Source organism: Bradyrhizobium sp. NC92 (genome assembly GCF_025200865.1).
GTDB lineage: Bacteria > Pseudomonadota > Alphaproteobacteria > Rhizobiales > Xanthobacteraceae > Bradyrhizobium.
Map to the genome: position 1 here is coordinate 1,770,546 of NZ_CP104171.1, position 18,673 is coordinate 1,789,218.

Annotated in this window: 10 protein-coding genes and 1 pseudogene; 8 read left to right on the forward strand and 3 right to left on the reverse strand. The window is 66.0% G+C overall.

Annotated features, from left to right (window positions below; genetic code table 11):
* Positions 1-120: 120 nt before the first annotated feature.
* Positions 121-6,564 (reverse strand): non-ribosomal peptide synthetase, encoded by a 6,444-nt coding sequence (locus tag N2602_RS08370; protein WP_260382317.1) that lies wholly within the window; start codon positions 6,562-6,564, stop codon positions 121-123.
* 136 nt (positions 6,565-6,700) lie between these two features.
* Between N2602_RS08370 and N2602_RS08375 the strand changes: the two genes are divergently transcribed.
* From N2602_RS08375 to N2602_RS08395, 6 genes and pseudogenes are all read left to right on the forward strand, one after another.
* Positions 6,701-10,171 carry an AAA family ATPase gene (locus N2602_RS08375; protein ID WP_172788157.1) on the forward strand — a complete coding sequence of 1,157 codons (3,471 nt, stop codon included), beginning with the start codon at positions 6,701-6,703 and terminating at the stop codon, positions 10,169-10,171.
* A complete protein-coding gene (locus N2602_RS08380; RefSeq protein WP_260382318.1) occupies positions 10,168-10,962 on the forward strand; it encodes a protein-L-isoaspartate O-methyltransferase in 795 nt (264 codons plus the stop codon). Before N2602_RS08375 ends, N2602_RS08380 begins: the two co-directional genes overlap by 4 nt.
* A 102-nt stretch (positions 10,963-11,064) precedes the next feature.
* Positions 11,065-11,166: pseudogene (locus tag N2602_RS38905) on the forward strand (prevent-host-death protein); the annotation flags it as partial.
* Between the two features lie 15 nt (positions 11,167-11,181).
* Entirely contained in the window at positions 11,182-11,331 is a 150-nt protein-coding gene (locus tag N2602_RS08385) for a hypothetical protein (RefSeq protein WP_260382319.1), read from the forward strand.
* An 8-nt stretch (positions 11,332-11,339) separates the two neighbouring features.
* Positions 11,340-11,810: a hypothetical protein gene (locus N2602_RS08390; protein WP_172788160.1), complete on the forward strand. Its 471-nt coding sequence runs from the start codon at positions 11,340-11,342 to the stop codon at positions 11,808-11,810.
* A gap of 138 nt (positions 11,811-11,948) precedes the next feature.
* Positions 11,949-12,896, forward strand: coding sequence for a DUF6492 family protein (locus N2602_RS08395; protein ID WP_260382320.1), 948 nt, complete (start codon positions 11,949-11,951; stop codon positions 12,894-12,896).
* A gap of 3 nt (positions 12,897-12,899) precedes the next feature.
* Here the strand turns inward: N2602_RS08395 and N2602_RS08400 are convergent, their stop codons facing one another.
* Entirely contained in the window at positions 12,900-13,967 is a 1,068-nt protein-coding gene (locus tag N2602_RS08400) for an endo-1,4-beta-xylanase (protein ID WP_260382321.1), read from the reverse strand.
* 347 nt (positions 13,968-14,314) lie between these two features.
* Between N2602_RS08400 and N2602_RS08405 the strand changes: the two genes are divergently transcribed.
* A complete protein-coding gene (locus N2602_RS08405; protein ID WP_260382322.1) occupies positions 14,315-15,751 on the forward strand; it encodes a lipopolysaccharide biosynthesis protein in 1,437 nt (478 codons plus the stop codon).
* A gap of 234 nt (positions 15,752-15,985) precedes the next feature.
* Positions 15,986-17,536: a L,D-transpeptidase gene (locus tag N2602_RS08410; RefSeq protein WP_260382323.1), complete on the forward strand. Its 1,551-nt coding sequence runs from the start codon at positions 15,986-15,988 to the stop codon at positions 17,534-17,536.
* 29 nt (positions 17,537-17,565) lie between these two features.
* Here N2602_RS08410 and N2602_RS08415 read toward each other — a convergent pair whose 3' ends face one another.
* Positions 17,566-18,378, reverse strand: a complete 813-nt coding sequence (locus N2602_RS08415) for a class I SAM-dependent methyltransferase (RefSeq protein WP_260382324.1) — start codon at positions 18,376-18,378, stop codon at positions 17,566-17,568.
* Between the last annotated feature and the right edge of the window lie 295 nt (positions 18,379-18,673).

Here is an 18,673-nt window from a genome sequence, read left to right on the forward strand (position 1 = left end):
ATAATCGTCCAAATCAAACCCCGGGAATAATCTTGCGCGCTGGTGCCAAATAATCAAGATGCAACTTGATCATTCACAGCTTTGCCGCGTGAACCCGTATTCTTGCGCGATGCAGCGGCGTCAGGCGGCCCTGCGCGCGAGCAATCTGCCGAGCGGTGCGTTGGGCTGGGCGATCGCCGCCGTCAGCAGCGCGACGAGGTCCTCCATCCATTCTCCGACCACGGGGCCCTCCAGCAAATCGCGCTTGTAATTGCATGAGCCGGTGATGCCGGTCGGGCGCTCCTTGAGCATCAGTGACAGCCCGGTCTGGTCGATCGGCAGCACCGGCTGGCCCTCGCGCGCCACGTTGCCGATCGATTCCGTCGCGAGATCCGGGAGATCGAGCGGTTGGCGCAGCGGATTCTGCAGCGTGAAATAGACCTGGAGCAGCGAGGCCGGATCGATCCCCTCCTGCTCCAATCGATCGGCCAGGACGTTGAACGGCAGCTCCTGCCGTGCATGCGCGTCGAGCACGCTCTGGCGCACCCGCATCAAGGCCTGGACGAACGACAGATCCGGTGTGATTGTCGTGCGGACGATCACCGTGTTCTCGAACGGGCCGATGATTCGGTCGGTGTCCGGCTGGGCACGATTGGCCATGGCGGTCGCGATCGCGATGTCGGTGCGGCCCGTCCGGGCCAGCAGCATGGCCTTCAGGCCGGTGAGCAGGCACATGAACAGCGTGCAACTGTGCTGGCCGGCGAACGCCGTCAGCCGGGCGATCAGCTCGTGCTCGAGGCTGACCGGATGATGCCCGGTGGAGGCGCCCGGGCTCGATTCTCCGTCGAAAAGGGGGCCGGCTCCACGCAAATTCTGGGTCCAGTCTTCAGCCTGGCGCCGCGCCGCGTCGGTGCCGCACCACCAGCGCTGCCAGCGTGCGACATCCGAAAAGGCCGGCGGCGGCTTCGGCAATGGCGCGGACGGATATCCGGCCAGCGCCGCATAGCGGCTCGACAATTCCTCGAACAGCACGCCGATCGACCAGCCGTCGACGACGGCGTGATGCAGCGTCAGCAGCAGCACGTGATCGTCGTCGTGGCGTCGCAACAGCCGGGCGCGCAACAGCGGCGCGCGCCTGGTGTCGATCGGGATATAGGTCTCCTGCTCGATCAGGAGATTGATCTTCCTGAGCTCAAGCGCCTTGCGCCGCTTGTTGTTGTGGGGATGGCCGTCGCCGATCGTCTCGACCGCCATGATTCGGCCGAGCGTGCGCGGCGCGGCGATGCGGCTTTCGGGCTCATCGCCGCGCCAGGCGAACGCGGTGCGCAGCGATTCGTGCCGGCGCACCACGTCGTCGATCGCCTTTGCCAGGGCAGCCGAATCGAGCGGGCCCTGCAGACGGAAGGCGAAGGGCAGGTTGAACTGCGGCAGCCCCGGCAGATTCCGTTCGATGTGCAGCATCTGGTCCTGCCCGATGGAAGGCGCGGGCGGCCCGCCCGCAGCTGATCGTGGCAGGCTTGCGGCAGGCTTGCGCGGCTTCGTGGCCACGGCCTGGTCGACCCGCCGCGCCAGCCCTTCGATCGTCGGCGCCTCGAAGACGGTCTTGATCGGCAGCGACACGCCGAGCGCCCGCGCGATCCGCGCCATCACCTGGCCGGCCAGCAGCGAATGGCCGCCGAGGTCGAAGAAATTGTCGGTGACACCAATGCTCTCGGCCTTCAGCAGTTCGATCCAGATGTCCGAGAGCACCTTTTCGGTGAAGCGCCGCGCCGGGACGGCCGCATCCGGGCCGGTCGTTTCCGGCGGGACGGGCGCCAGCAGCGCGGAGCGGTCGATCTTGCCATGGGCGTTGAGCGGCACCTGATCCAGGAACAGGAAGGCGGAGGGGATGGCGTGGCCGGGCAACCGGCTCTTCAGGAAGTCGCGCAGCTCGCTGGCGCTGCTGCGGCTGCCGGGCTTGGCGACGACATGGGCGATCAGCCTGATATCTCCGCTCGCCTCGCGGCGCGGTTCGACGATGGCGGCGCGCACGCTTGGATGCTCGGCCAGCGCGTTCTCGATCTCCTTGAGCTCGATGCGATAGCCGCGGACCTTGACCTGATGGTCGGCGCGGCCGAGGCATTCGATCGTCCCGTCGGCGCGGCGCCGGGCCAGATCGCCGGTCCGGTAGAGCCGGCTGGCGGCCTGGCGCGAGAACGGATCGGGCAGAAAGCGCTGCCGGCTCTGCGCGGGATCGTTTATGTAGCCGCGGCCGATTCCTGCGCCGCCGATGCAGAGCTCGCCGGTCACGCCGATCGGTTGCGGTTGGAGGTGCGCGTCGAGCACGTAGAGCTGGGTGTTCGGCAGCGGCGCGCCGACCGGAACGTTGGCCGTCGCGATCGCCGGCGCCTCGGTCAGGCGATGCAGGGAGACGTCGTCGGAGCATTCCGACGCGCCATAGGCATTGATCAGCGGCACCCTCGGGCAGCGGGCAAACCAAGCGCGGCAGAGCTCGACGGGCAACGGCTCGCCGGTCGAGATCAGCAGCCGCAATTTGGAGAAGGCGCGCCGCATCGGCGCCTCATCCATGCGATCGAGAATGACGCGCAGCAGCGAAGGCACGATCTCGAGCACCGTGATGCCCTCGCGCTCGATCTCCCGCGCCAGCAGGATCGGGTCCTGCACGATCGCGTTGCCGCAGACATGGACGCGCGCGCCGACCATGGGACCGGCGAGGAATTGCCAGACCGAGATGACGAAGCTCTGCGGCGCGGTCTGCGCGATCACGTCCTTGGGCGAGAGACCGAGCTCGGAGATGAGCGAGGCCAGATGGTTCGACAGGCCGCGCTGCTCGATCATGACGCCCTTCGGCGCGCCGGAGGAGCCGGACGTATAGACGAGATAAGCGAGGCTCGTGGCGGCGCGCCGTGCGGCGCGGGCCGGCTCGTCTGCCCTTGGCGCGAGCGCGTCGTCGAGCTCGGCCACCTGGATACGCTCGACCAGCGGTTCGAGCAGGGCCTCGACCATGGCAGACTGAGCCCGCCCGGTCAGCAGCACACCGGCACAGCTGGATCCGAGGATGGTCGAAAGCCGTGCCGTCGGCTGGTCGGGATCGAGATTGAGGAAGGCCGCGCCGACGCGCTGTACCGCGGTCATCGCGGCAAGCAGGTCGGGGCCGCGCTCCGCGAGCAGGGCAACCACGCTCTCGGCGCCGACGCCCTCGCGGGCCAGCCAGCGCGCGGCCGCCCGGCTGCGGCGTCCCAGCTCGCGATAGGTCAGGGACGTGCGACCGTCCGACACCGCGACGGCGTTCGGCGTCTTCCTCGCCTGGCGGTCGAAGCGTTCGCTTAAGTTGCCGCTTGTGGTGAAATCGGCCGGCGTGCCCCGGCCTTTCGCCAGCAATTGCCGGCGTTCGGCTTCGGTCAGGAGCGGCAGGCGCGAGATGCGCTGCTCCGGATTGGCGATGACGGCCTTGAGCAGCGTCTTGAACTGAGCAGCCATGCCTTCGATCGTCGCGGCATCGAGCAGATCGGTGGCGTATTCGAAGAAGCCGGTGAAGCGGCCATCGGCCTCGACCAGTTCGAGCGTGATGTCGAAGCGCGCCACCCTGGGATCGACTTCCAGCCGCCGCGTGGACAGGCCGGGAAAGCGCGCCGCCTCGATCGAGGCGTTCTGGAGGATGAACATGATCCGGAACAGCGGATTGCCGTCGCTGCGGCGCGCGACCTGCAATGCGCGCAACACCTCCTCGATCGGAAGGTCCTGGTTGCGGTAGGCGTCCAGCGTGACCTGCCGCACCCGCCGCAACATCTCGCCGAAGCTCGGATCGCCGCTGAAATCGTTGCGCAGGATCAGGGTGTTGGCGAACAGCCCGATCAGGCGTTCGCTCTCGATCTGGTTGCGGTTGGCGATCAGCGATCCCGTGGCGACATCCTCATGCGAGGTGTGGCGGAACAACAGGCACTGGAAGGCGGCGAGCAGCGTCATGAACGGTGTGACGCCCTGGTTCTGGCTCAGCGTGCGCAGCTCGGCCGACAGGGATTTTGGCAATTCGAGATAGTGGCGCGCGCCGTGCCCGCTCCAGACCTCAGGCCTCGGCCTGTCGGTTCGGAGCGGCAGCATGGTGACGCCGTCGAGCTGGGTCCGCCAATAATCGAGCTGCTCCGTGGCCGCCGGCGTCTGCGCCCAGCTTTGCTGCCAGAGCGCGAAGTCGCGATATTGGAAGGCGGGCGGAGGCAGTGCGGCCGGATGCTTCTTGCGCGCCGCGGCATAATGGACGGCGAGCTCCTCCCAGAACAGCCGCTGCGACCAGCCATCGGTGGCGAGGTGATGGACGTTGACCACCAGCGCATGGCTGTTCTTGTCGAATGACAGCAATGTGGCCTTCAGGGGCGGCTCGTGGGCGAGGTCGAACTGATGTTGCGCGAGCTTGAGCGCCTCGCGCCGGATTGCCGCAGGCCGCTTGTCTGCCGGGCAGGGCTTGAGCTTGATGCGCGCCAACCGCGGCGTCGATGACAGCACGAGCTGCACCGGCTCGCCCTGGCGCTCGATGAAGACCGAGCGCAGCGCCTCATGGCGCGTTGAGATCGCAGCGAGGCTCGCAGACAGCGCGGCGGCGTCGACGCGGCCCTCGAGAACGGCGATCTCGACGACGTTATAATTGTACCGGGTCGGGTCGAGCCGCGAGAGCACGTACATCCGCTGCTGCTGGAACGACAGCGGTGCGTCCGTGCCCGCGGCGCGGCGCCAGGCCGGCAGCGTCGTCTCGCGCCGGCTTGCGGCGGTCTCGATCCGGGCCGCGAGCGCTGCGACCGTCGGGCAATCGAAGATGTCCTCGAACGAGAAGTCGACATTGAAGCGGTCGCGCAGGCGCGAGCGCACCTGTGTCACCACGAGCGAATCCGCGCCGAGCGCGAAGACGTCCTGGTCGGCGCCGACCTGCGGCAGCTCCAACAGGCCGGCCCAGATCTCGGCGAGCTGGCTCTCGACCGCATTGCGCGGCAGCCGGGTCTCGCGACCTGCGTCCGCAGTTGCAATCAGTTCGGCGAGGGCATTGCGCTTGACCTTGCCGCTGGCGCCCTTCGGCAGCGTGGCCACACTGCGGATCAGGCTCGGCACCTTGTAGGCTGCAAGCCGCTTTCGTGCGAATTGGCGCAGCTGGTCCGAGGTCGCCTCGGCGTTCGGCCGCAGCACTACGATTGCTGCGACGTTCTCGCCGAGCTTCTCGTGCGGGACCGCGAACACGCCGGCCTCCAGCACCGCCGGATGGCTGAGCAGGACGTCCTCCACCTCCAGCGGCGAGATCTTCTGCCCGCCGCGATTGATGACGTCCTTGATGCGGCCGACGATGAAGAGATAGCCGTCGTCATCGAGATAGCCGAGGTCGCCAGTCCTGAACCAGCCGTTGCGGAACGCGGCCCGTGTCGCCGCCTCGTCATTGTAATAGCCGCGGCTCATGTTCGGCCCGCGCAGCATGATCTCGCCGTGCGCGCCGCTTGCGAGCATGCGGCCCGTCTCGTCCATGATCGCGATCTCCGGGCCGGCGGCGCGGCCGACCGATCCGACCTTGCGCAGCTCGAACGGATTGGCCGCGATCTGCGAGGCCGCCTCGGTCATGCCGTAGGTCTCGAGCACGGGAACGCCGAACGTCGCCTCCAGCCCGGCGAGAATCGCCGGCGCGAGCGAGGCCGAGGCCGACCGGATCACGCGCAGCGACGACGGTCGGGCGCGGTCCGGGTTCGCTTCCGCCGCCGTCAGCAATGCGCGATGAATGGTCGGCACCGCCGTGTACCAGGTCGGCTGCAGCTCCCGCATCCAGCCGAAGAAGGACGATGCGTCGAAACCGTCGGTGCAGATCACGCTGGAGCCCGCAGCCAGCGCCGTGAGCAGGCCGGAGATCAAGCCATGGGCATGAAACAGTGGCAGCACATTGAGCAGGCGATCATGCGTCGTGAGCGACAGCACATGGCCGGCATTGTAAGCGGAGAGGCAGACATTGCGGTGGGTCAGCGGCACCATTTTCGGCCGCGCCGCCGTACCTGACGTCAGCAGGATGAACGCATCGTCGTCGCCGCGCGAAGCGCCGTTGGCTCTTGCCGCCCCGATCGCCGGAGCGATGAACGTGCAGCCGCCGAGATCGTGGGCGGGCCCCGCCACGAAATCGATCACGGCGATATCGAGCGCCCTGGCGACGTCACGGCTCGCCGAGTTCATGTCGGCCCGGGTCACGAGCGCCGTCAGCTTCAACTCGCTGAAATAGCGTTGCAGCTCGTCTGCCGTCAGGTCGGGGTTGACGGGGACGCAGGCGCAGCCTGATGCGACCGCGATCAGCGCCAGCGCAGAATCCGCGCCGCGCGGCAGCGCAACCGCGATGCGGTCTGCGGGGCCGATGCCGAGTTCACGCAAGGTCTGGACCAATTGCCGGATCGACTCGGCCAGCGCGCCATATTTGAGCGCCGGCCGGCCGGGAGCGAGGAGTGCGGGGGCGGCCGGCGTCTTGCGGGCATAGAATTCGAGAAGGCCGCTGATATGCGCGAATATCTTCGGTTCGGCCGTGGTGCCGGCGAAGGCTTCGTCCGCTCCGGTTGCAATACCCGACAACGCCATTCCCTTTTGGTCCGATTAAGTTATTCTTCCAAGAAGTTAGGGAATGCGTCCAGTCCGAGGTGAAGTTTGGCCCCCAAAATCTTTGGTTGAGGGGCCTCCAAGCCCTTCGACGGAGTGATGGTCGGGCAGAATCACCATGCTGGAGAATGAGCCGGGCACGAGTTTGGAAGGCGGGCTGAAACGCTGGCTCGAAAGTATCGGCCTCGGGCACTACACCGATCTTTTCGCGCAGCACCGTCTCGATCTCGACGTCATCGCGGATCTCACCGAAGCCGATCTGGTCGAGCTCGGATTGCCGCTCGGCGATCGCAAGCGGCTCCAGCGGGCGATGGCGGCGCTGTTTCAAGCGGAGACCACGGAGGCGCCAGCCGCGGCGGCGCGTCCGCAAATCCGGGCGGAAGTCGGAGCCGAACGGCGCCAGCTCACCACCATGTTCTGCGACATGGTGGATTCCACCTCGCTGTCCGCGCAGTTCGATCCGGAGGACGTCCGCGACATGATCGCGGACTTTCGCGAGACCTGCGTCCGGGTGGTCAAGCAATACGAGGGCTTTGCCGCCCGTTTCGTCGGCGACGGTATCCTGGTCTATTTCGGCTATCCGACCGCACATGAGGACGATGCCGAGCGCGCGGTGCGCGCCGGACTCGAGATCGTGCGGGTGCTGTCGACCGCACGCGCGGTCGAGCCGCGCGGTGCGCTCAGCCATTCACCCGCCGTCCGCATCGGGATCGCGACCGGCCTCGTCGTGGTCGGCGATCTGGTCGGGCAGGGTACCGAAGAACGCGATTCCGCGGTCGGGGAAACCGTCAATCTCGCGGCGCGCCTGCAAGGCCTGGCGCCGCCCAACGGCGTGGTCATCTCCGCTTCGACACAGTCGCTGCTGAAGGGGAAGTTCGACTACCGCAATCTCGGCGTCCACGACTTGAAGGGAATTCCCGAGAAGACACAGGCCTGGCACGTGGTGCGCGCCTCGCGGGTGGAGACCCGCTTCGCCGCCGCGATGGGCACGCGGCTGACGCCGCTCGTCAACCGCGAGGAGGAGATCGCGCTGTTGATGGGGCGCTGGCAGCAGACCAAGGACGGCGACGGCCAGGTCGTGGTCAAGTTCGGCGAGCCCGGCATCGGCAAGTCGCGCATCATCCAGGAGATCTTCGAGCGGGTATCGGGCGACCGCCATGGACAGGTCTCGCTGCAGTGCTCGCCCTACTACACCTCGACCGCGTTCCATCCGTTCGTCGCGCAGCTCAAATTCACCCTCGGCCTCGATCGCGAGGAGTCGTCCGCGCTGTCGCTGGCGAGCCTGGAGAACGCGATCGCCGCCGCTCATGGCGACATCGAGCAGGTCACCCCGCTGTTTGCCGCGTTGCTGTCGATACCGACCGGAGACCGCTATCCGCCGCTCGAGCTGTCGCCGCAGCAGCAGAAGGATGCGACCGTCGTGGCGCTGGTCAACCATTTCCTCGGCCTTGCGCGCGAGATGCCGCTCGTGATCGCGTTCGAGGATCTGCACTGGATCGACCCGACCTCCCGCGAGGTGATCGACCTCCTGGTCGACCGGGTGCAGAACCGGCCGATCCTGGCGATCATCACCGCGCGATCGGAATTCCAGCCGAGTTGGAACGCGCATTCGCACGTCACCACCCTGGTCCTGAATCGGCTGAGCCGGCAGCTGCGCACGACGCTGGTCGAGCGCGTCGCGGGGCGCGAGATGCCCAAGGAGGTCGTCGAGGAGATCATCGTCAAGACTGACGGCGTGCCGCTATTCCTGGAAGAGCTGACCAAGACGGTGCTCGAATCCAATCTGCTCACCGAGCGGCACGGGCGCTATGTGCTGTCGGGACCGTGGCGGCAGCTCGCAATCCCGGCCACCCTGACCGATTCGCTGATGGCGCGGCTCGACCGGATGGGACCCTCCAAGCGCATCGCGCAGATCGGCGCCACGATCGGCCGCGAGTTCTCCTACGAGACGCTGCACGCCGTCGCCAACACGCCGGCCGAGCAGATCGAGGCGGCACTCAATCATCTGGAGGAGGCGGGGCTGATCATGCGCCGCGGCCATCCGCCGGACGCGCTCTACTCCTTCAAGCATGTGATGATCCAGAACGCCGCGCATGCGAGCCTGCTGCACAGCGAGCGGCGCAAGCTGCATGCGCGGATCGCCCAGGTGCTCGCCGAGATGTATCCGGAGAAGACCGAGCGCGAACCGGAGCTGCTCGCCCATCATTTGACCGAATCCGGCCAGAGCGAGGGCGCCGCCAGCTTCTGGCTCAAGGCCGGCAAGCAGGCGGCCAAGACCGGCGCCAACCTGGAAGCGATCGGCCATCTCCGCCGCGGCCTTAACGTCGTGCAGGCCAATACGCGCATGCAGGGCGCGGACGAGATGGAGCTCGAGCTGCGTATTGCGCTCGGCAATGCGCTGATCGCCGCCAAGGGCTACGCGGTGCAGGAGGTCGAGGAGAACTACATCCGCGCGCTGGAGCTGGGCCGTCAGCTCGACGACGACGAAAAGGTCTTCGCTGCCACGCGCGGGCTCTGGGTGTGCCATTTCATCCGGGCCGATCTCACCCGCGCGCACGATCTCAGCGTCGAGCTGTTGAAGTTCGCCAAGCGCGAGCGGCTGAACGAGCGGACGCAGCCGGCGCAGCAGACCGGCTATCTGATCGAGGCGCACCGCGCGATCGCGATGACCATGTTCTATCGCGGCCGCTTCGCAGCCTCGCAGCACCATCTGCACCGCTGCATCAACCTGTTCAGCCCCGATCTGCACTCCGATTTGATGGAACGGCACGGCATCGATCCCGGGGTCGTCTCGCTGTCCTATCTCGGTTATCTCTTGTGGTTCCTCGGCCGGCCCGACGCCGCGCGCCAGCACAGCGAGCAGGCGATCGCGAACGCCGAGAAGATCCGCCACCCGTTTACGCTCGCCTTCGCGCTGGTGTTCGGCGCCTATCTCCGGCAGCATTTGCGCGACGTGGAAGGCACGCGCGACCACGCCAACCGCGCCATGATCATTGCCACCGAGCACAATTTCCTGCACTGGAAGCAGCAGGCGGCGATCCTGCGCGGCTGGGCGCTGGCTCAGCTCGGCGAAGCCGACGAAGGCCTCGCTCAGATGCGCTTCGGCCTCGACGAGTACGAGGCGATGGATTCCTGGCTCGCCGGCTGCTGGTTCCGCTGTCTGCTCGCGGAAACTTACGCCAAGGTCGGGATGCGCGACGCCGCCTTGCGCGCGCTGGATGGTGCGCTTGCGACCGCAAGGCGGACCGGCGATCACTTCTATCTGGCCGAGGTCTATCGCCTGCAAGGCGAGATCACGCTGGCGGGTGGCGACCCGGCGTCGGTACAGGAGGCGGAGGACCTGTTCAGCCTGTCGCTGGAGATCGCGCGCAAGCAGGGTGCGCTGTCCTGGGAGCTCCGCACCGCCGTTTGCCTCGCGCGCCTGTCGCATCAAGCCGGCAAGCGCGAGCACGCAAGGCTCCTGCTCATGCCGATCGTCGGTAAATTCAGCGAGGGCTTTCATACGCAGGACCTGAAGCAGGCGATGCAGCTCGTCGAGGAGCTCGGTATGGACGCGCCGGTGCGCGAGCAGGCCGGTCATGTGACATGAGCGATCTTGCCGCCGCGCGTGCGCGCTATGTGGAGCTGATCGCCAGGCGCGAGCGGATTGCCTCAAGGCGTCTGCTCGATGCGCTCGCCGCCGTCCCGCGCGAGAAGTTTCTGCCAAGGGGACCGTGGCGCATCAAGGGCGAGGCGGCGCGCAGCTACCGGCTGACGCCCGATGCCGATCCCGTTCATCTCTATGACAACGTGCTGGTCGCCATCGATGCACGCCGCAAGCTCGACACCGGCCTGCCGAGCCTGTGGGCGCATTTGCTCGACATGCTCGACGTCAAGCGGGCGGACCGTGTCGTGCAGATCGGCTGCGGTCTCGGCTATTTCTCGGCGGTGCTGTCGATCATGGTCGGCGAGAAGGGCCGCGTCCATGCGATCGAATGCGACGAGCGGCTCGCGGCCCGAGCGGCGAGCTATTTGCGCGACTATGGGAACGTCACCGTCGTCCACGGCGATGGATGCAAGGACGTGGGCGAGCCCGCCCACGTGATCATCGTGCATGCCGGCTTCTCGCATCCGCATCCGCTCTGGCTGCGGTCGCTCCGTCCGCGCGGCCGTCTTCTGGTGCCGCTGACCCAGCGCGACCGCGAAGGCGCCGCCCTCAAGATCAGCCGGAGGGCCAGGGGTTTCGAGGCAGAGGCGATCCAGCAGATCCGGATCTTCCCCGGCCAGGGCCGCGGCGTGAGCGCCCTCGACGACCGCGTCGCCGACTGGTGGCAGCGCGCCTCAGCCCTCGCACCGCTCCGCTTTCGTGCGCTGGAGCAGGGGCTGCCGTCGGATGGATAAGTTATTGATCAATAACAGTTTTATATCTTTCCGGCGTCTGCCATTGAACGCGCAATATATGTGAATTACATATTTCACAGCTTCAATGTAGTTTGGTGAGACATGCGGGATCTAAAGGAGTTTAGCGCGCAAGACCTGCAAAGACGCTTGGGGGAGGTCCAAGACGCAGCTCTCGTTGCGCCGATCGCGATCACACATCGCGGTCGCCGGCGGCACGTCATGATGTCCATCGATGAGTTCAACCGCCTCGAACAAGCCGCCAGCGCAAGGGTCTACAGGATCGGAGAGCTGCCCGGCGATCTCGCGGAAGATCTGGCTAATGTCGAGATGGATTCCCGGCATGACCATCTCGACAAGTTGCTGGATTAGGTGACGGCTTGCGCGAGCAATTGCCGACACCCGAACCGGGCATGGTCGTTCGCTTCGATTATCAATGGGCCGATCGCAAGCAGCCCCGGAAAGATCGGCCAGCCTGTGTCGTTCTCGTCAAGGTGCGGCCTGACCCCCGACCGCATCGGGAGGGTGATGAGCCTGCCCGTCTCGACGAAGTCATTTACCTACCGGTCAGCACCAAGCCGCCCCGCGCAGATCAGGCAGCTGTTCGTATCCCCGATCAGGTTCGACGTCATCTCGGGCTTCCCGGCGAATCCTGGATCGTGATCTCCGAGTGCAACGTCCAGTTCTGGCCGAACGATTTGTCGCGCGTTCCAGGATCTGGAAGGTGGCTATACGGATTTCTGCCTCCACGCTTCTTCCGTAGCGTTCGCGACAGGCTCGTCGAAGAGTTGAAGAGCCAGCGATTGAAGATGGGGAATGTGCGCTATCTGCCGCCGCGCACGAGGTCGTAGGTGTCCGACGGAACTCGAAGCAAGGCTGCCGTCGGATGGATAACACTTCGTTTCATTTTACCTTGATTCCGTTTGTGGGTTTCCCCGGTTTCACGGCGCCGCTATCAGTGCGGGCTGATGGCCATTTGAGCGTGCTCCATGCATTCCGTCGCCCTGCTGACCGCCAGCTACGCCAAGGATATCGAACGCTTTTCGCTGCTCGGCGAGAGCATCGACACCTGGCTGACGGGCTACACGCGGCATTATGTGCTCGTTAACGATGAGGACGTGCCGTTGTTCGCGCGCTTCGCGTCCGACAAGCGGGTGATCGTTCCGGCCTCGCGGTATCTGCCGAAATGGCTGTTCGCGCTGCCGCCCGCCCTCCAGTTCGGCAACCGGCGGGTCTGGTTGTCGCTGCTGTCGTCGCCGGTGCACGGCTGGCACATCCAGCAGATCCTGAAGATCGCCGGCGTCCTCAATGCGCCGGAGCAGCGCCTCTGCATCCTGGACTCGGACAATCTGTTCTTCCGCGAATTCGACGTCGGCCAATATGCCGGCGGCGAGAAGACGCCTCTGTTCGTCACGCGCGAAGCGATCGGTGCCGACCACCCGCTGCACGGTCTGTGGCTGCGCACGGTCGATCAGTTGCTCGGCATCAAGCAGCGCACCTTCCCGGCGGACGATTATGTCGGCAACGCGCTGGTCTGGGACAAGGACACCGCGCGTGCGATGACGGACGCGATCAAGTCGGCGACGGGCCTGAGCTGGGCGCTGGCGCTGTGCCGGAAGAAGAAATTCTCCGAGTATTTGCTTTACGGAAACTTCGTCGCGACCTCGCCGGAGCACCTGGCGCGACATCGGGTCACCGAAGACAGCATCGCGGTCTCGCACTGGGACGACACGCCGCTCGACCGCACTGCGATCGAAGCGATGATGCGCACGGCCTCGCCCGAGCAGGTCGCGCTTTGCATTCAGTCCTATTCGTCGACCTCGATCGACGACATCCGCGACGTGTTCCGTCTCTCATCAAGCGACCGACGCGCGCCGAGCCTGGCTCCCGATCACATCGGCGATGTAGCCGCGTTCGAAACGCCCAAGACACGCTGATCTCTAAGTATCTTTCGTGAACTTGCTGATGACGTCCATGAACGGCTTCGGCTTGAACTCGCCGTCGAGTGGCAGCGGGCGGTTCGGCTGCTTGTCCGCGCGGGCGAAGGTGCCGTTGATCCAGCTGTAACGGTCCGAGAGGCCCCAGGTCAGGATCGAGCGCACCGGGCCGCTCGCGGAAACGGCGGTCAGCAGGTCGTCGACGCGCTTGGCGACGACGGCATCGCGCTCCGCAGGACTTCCCGCCAGCTTCTGGTCATCGACGTCGAGCTCGGTGATGAGCACCTCGAGCCCCCAGGAGCGCAGCTCGGTGACGAAGTCGGCGAGCCCGTGCGTGTCGATCTCGAGCTCGGCATGCAGATGCGATTGCAGCCCGACGGCGTGGAGCGGAACGCCCTGATCGAGCAGGTCCATGATGAGGTTGCGATAGGCCGCCCGCTTGGCGATGAAGGAGTCCTTCGCCGATTCGATGTCATATTCGTTGATCGCGAGCTTGACGAAGGGATCGGCCGCGGCCGCTGTGCGGAACGCCAGCGGAATCCAGCTCTTGCCGAGATGCTGCGTCCAGAACGTATCGCGCCGGTCGGTGATCCCCTTCGGATTGTCCGGGATCGGCTCGTTCACGACGTCCCACGACGTCAGCTTGTCCTTGTAGTAGGAAACGACGGTGCCGATGTGGTCGAGATAGGCGCGCTCGACGCCCCTTCTGTCCTTGATCTGCTTGGTCCAGTCCGGAATGTCGTGATACCAGGCGAGCGCGTGGCCGCGCATGGTCAGATCGTTGTCGCGCGCGAAATCCAGGATCGCGTCGGCGCGCTCGAAGGCGAACGTATGGGCGTCCGGCCGCAGCATCGGCCATTTCAGCTCGAGCACCGGCACCACCTGCGTGCAATAGGTGCTGATGGCCTCGCCGAGCCGCGGATCGGCTTGCAGGTCCCACAGCGTCGCCGCAGCGCCAAAGCCGGGACGGCGCTGGGCGCGTTTCGAGGCCGGCACCGCGGACGCAGATGCGCCCGCAGCAAGGGCCGCGGCGCTGCCGAGGAGAAATTCGCGTCTAGCGAGCCTGGTCACGTTGGGACGTTCCTTCTGCAACCAACGCGCCTTCGTACCAAGCGGTGCGGTGAACCGCCCGGGTTTCATGGCGTTCGGTTAACTCTGCAGCAGGGCGGGTAAAAAGGGACCCGGAAGCGAAAAACGCCGGGAAACATGGTTTCTTTTCCCTGATCCATGCGCCCGTTCAGCACAAAGCAAATTTAACGCTAACGCGCGAAAGCCGCTCCAACGCCGCATTCGCCGCCCGATCTGCAGACTTATGTGACACTCTTGAGGGATGCTGCGGCGCAGTTCGTTCGCCCGCCAAGATCCAATTGGATCGAGCCTCGCCACACTCGCAAGTCCGCTGCCGGTCCCGTGCTCGCATGCTCAACCGCCATTTCTCGATTTATCTCGTCGCCTACATCCTGCCTGCGGCGGTGGGCTTCTTGGCCGTCACGGCCTATACGCGGCTGCTGAGCCCGGCGGAGTACGGCGTCTATGTGGTCGGCATCAGCCTTGCGGGCATTCTGGGTGCGATCTTCTTCGCCTGGATCAAGCTGTCGGTGTCGCGCTATCAGGCGATGTCGGCGGAGGTCGATTTTCGCGGCACGGCGATCGTCGCCTTTGCCCTGACTGTCGCGGTGCTCTGCGCCACCACGCCGTTGATTGTCCTGTTCCGCAGCGATGTCAGCGTCGAGCTGCTGCTCGCCAGCATGTTCGTCGCGATCATGGCCAACGCGGTCGATGTCGGCCAGGAGTTCGAGCGCGCCAAATTGCGGCCCTACCGCTTCGCGGCGATCTCGATCGTGCGCAGCGTCTCCAGCGTCGGCTTCGGTCTGCTCGGCATCTGGCTCGGCTGGGGTGGATTGGGACTGCTCGCCGCATTCGGTTTGGGGTCGCTCGCCGGCATCATTCTCAATCTCGTCGGCGACCGCACTGGGATCGCGCGCTTCCAGCGCAGCCAGTTCATGCAGCTGGCGCGCTATGGCCTGCCGCTGACGCTGGCCGGCCTCTCCGTCGCAGTTTATTCGGCCTGCGACCGGTTGATCGTCGCCTATCTGCTCGGCAAGGACGCTGCCGGCATTTTCGGCGTTGCCGCCGATCTGCCGCGCCAGTTCATGGTCATGATCGCATCCAGCGTCGCCGCGGCGACCGTGCCGCTGGTGTTCCGGTCATTGTCCGAGAATAACGGCGAGACGACGCGCGAGCGGCTGACCGAAAGCCTCGAGCTCCTGCTCGTCGTCGTCGCGCCCGTTGCGGTGTGGCTCGCGCTCGCCGCGGACCAGGTGGCCGGCACGCTCGTCGGCATCGACTTCCGCGCCGGCGTCTCGGCGCTGCTGCCGACCCTGGTGCTCGCGCGGCTTTTCGGCATCGCCAATCAGTTCTACGTGCAGATCAGCTTCCAGCTCGCCGAGCGGCCGTTCATGCTGGCGGCGCAATCCTTTCTCACGCTGGTGATCAGTGTGATTCTGATGTTCGCGCTGATCGGCGGCTACGGCCTGTACGGCGCGGCGCTGGCGACGCTGGCAACCGAGGCGATCGGCTTCCTCGTCGCACTCGTCCTGATGCATCGGGCCCATCCGGTCCCGTTCGAGCTCAATCGCCTCGCCGGCGTTGCCGCCTCCGCAGCCGCGATGGCGGCGGCAATTCTGCTGGCGCGCTCGCAAGCGGGCGGCACCGGTCTCGTATCGCTCGTCATCGTCAGCCTCGCCGGCGGCCTCGCCTATGCGGCTGCGGCCTGGCTGCTCAATGTCGCGAACGTGCGAACCTTGTCGCTGCGTGTACTGCGAACGCTGAACCGCAAGGCGTTGGGCGTCTAGCCGCCGTGGGCGGCTGATCGGACATTCTGCCGCAGTGGTCCAGACCAGCTTCGGGCCAGCCTCGGCTGAAGGCCGCCTTCCGCCTGGGCGAGGCGTCGTATATGAGAGATTTGCCGCCGGAAGTGCCGAATCTCGCCACAGAGGGAACGTAAGGCGGCTGCGATTTCTTAATGCAATGACTCCAATCTGGCACGTGAGCGACACCAGCCGACTGGCAGTTCGACCGAGGATGGCATGAAAAACCGATCGACGACGGCGCAATCCATCAGGGCGGTGGGGCGCCGGGGGCCTGCCGGAATCATGGCGCTCGTGGCGGCGGCGACCCTTGCAGCAGCGGCGCCGGCGATTGCGGCCAAGCAGCAGCGCCAGGTGGCCGAGGCGGTGGCGCAGCGTGTGGCTGGCGAGCCGATCATGGCGATCGTGTCGATCAAGAGCCAGCAGGTCACGTTCTACGATGCCGATGGCTGGATCCTGCGCGCGCCGGTATCGACCGGCACCACGGGCCGCGAGACGCCGGCCGGGGTGTTCGCCATCGTCGAGAAGGAAAGGGAGCACCGCTCGACGATGTATGACGATGCCTGGATGCCGCATATGCAGCGCATCACCTGGAACGGCATCGCCCTGCATGGCGGACCGCTGCCCGGCTACGCCGCCTCGCACGGCTGCGTGCGCATGCCGTTCGGCTTCGCCGAGAACCTGTTCGACAAGACCTATCTCGGGATGCGCGTGATCATCTCGCCGTATGACTCGGTCCCGACCGACTTCTCTCACCCCTCGCTGTTCGTGCCGAAGCCGGAGGCCATCGCGGCCGTGCCTGCTCGGGCCGACAAGCTCTCCGCCGAGGCCGAGGAGGCCACAAGGGCGGCCGACGAGGCCAAGAAGGCGGCGTCCGCCGCCGCGAAGGAAGCCGCCTCGCTCCCGGCCGCGCTGCGCAAGCTGGAACAGCAGAAGGCCCGCGCCGATGCCGAGCTTGCCTTCGCCGACAAGACGCTCGCGAACGCCAGGAACGATCAGGCCCGCGCCAAGGCCGAGGAGCTGAAGCAGAAGGCGGCAGCCAAGGCTGCCGACACGGCGACGCAGCTCGACGCTGCCAGGGCCGCCGCGCAGCCGAAGCGCGATGCGGTGGCCGCGACCAAGGAAGCCGCGAAGACCGCTGCGGCCAGAAAAACCGAGGCCGTCAAGCTGGCGACCGACGCAAAGCTCGCCGGCGAGCCGGTCTCGGTCTACATCAGCCGTTCGACACAGAAGCTCTACGTGCGGCGGAACACGCACAAGCCGGCGCCCGACGGCGGCGGCGAGGTGTTCGACACCAGCATCGAGGTCCCGGTCACGATCCGCAATCCCGAGCAGCCGATCGGCACGCATATCTTCACGGCGATGGCGAAGAGCGGCACCGGCTTGCGCTGGAGCGTGGTCACGATCGAGAACGGCGACGAGGCACGCAACGCGCTCGACCGCATCACCATCCCGCAGGACGTGTGGGACCGCATCGGGCCGACCGCGTTGCCGCGCTCCTCGATCATCATCTCGGACGAGCCGCTGAGCAGCGAGACCAATTACCGGACCGAGTTCGTCGCGGTGCTGAGCAACGAGCCGCAAGGCGGCTTCATCACGCGCAAGCCGACCGCGCCTGCGATGATCGCAAGCGATGACGGCTGGGATAATAACGGCTTCGGCTTCTTCTTCCAGCAGCGCGATCCCTACGTCCAGCCGGCCAACCCGCGCCGGCGCAGCCAGTACCAGTACTATCAGCCGGCGCAGCCGATGCAGCGGGGCTTCTGGTAAGGACGTGCCGCGTCGGCCGACGCCCGCAGCTAGGGGCGGGCCTCGATCACGATCGCCTGGATCTTGCCCTCGACCGGACCGGACCCATGGCGCGTCCGGATCGTCTCGGCAACGATCTCGGTTGCGGCCTGAAGCTTGCCGGCATCCCGTGCCTCGATCTCGCTGCGCAGCGGCGTGCCCTGGCAGAGCGCAATGGCGACGTACTCGGCTGACGGCGCGCGGCTGATTTCGGATCGGGTTTCGATCGAGATGTCGCGGAAGCCCGCGCGTTCGAGATCGCCCCTGATGACGGCCTTGTCGTGATAGCCGTGCGGCGTCCGGATCATGAAACGCGGCGGATCATCGGGAAACAGCTTTCCGAGCGCGGCCGTGGCTTCATGCGTCAGCACGTTGTCCTCGATGCGATCCCAGACATTGAACACGAACGTGCCGTCGCCCTTCAGGACGCGCTTCACCTCTCCATAGGCCTTGATGCGGTCCGGAAAGAACATCGCGCCGAACTGGCAGCAGACCACGTCGAACTCGGCATCGCCGAAGGGCAGGGCCAGCCCGTCCGCCTGGCGCCAGGTGATGCGATCGTCATCCGCCTGGCGCTGCGCTGCGACCGCGAGCATCGGCTCGTTGAGATCGGTTGCAACGTAGCGAACGCCGCGCGGCAGCGCCGCCGCCACGGCACGCGTCACGGCGCCGGTGCCCGCGGCGATCTCGAGCAATACGGAGGGAGAGCGTGCGGCGACGCGCCGAGCCATGTCCTCCGCATAGACGGCGAAGATCATCGGGACGAGATAATCGTCGTAGATTTTCGGAATCGAGCCGGCGAAGACCTTGTCAGTGTCGGGCATGCTAGCCTCGCTGAAGGTTCTGACACGAGGTGCAAATTACCATGGTTTCCCGCCAAGGCTAGCACCTCGCGGTCGATAGCGTTTGAGTGGGATGTAGCTACGCTCATCACACCCGCAGCCGTCATCCCTGCGCAACTGCGAAGCAGTTGTCGCTGGAGGTGCGAGCCTTGCGATGCGCTCGCATCGCAAGGTGTGCCTCGAAGGATGGGCCACAGACGCTTGCAGCTCATCCTTCGAGGCGCGCAAGGGCGCGCACCTCAGGATGACGGAGTGCTTGTGGATAGATAAGATCGCA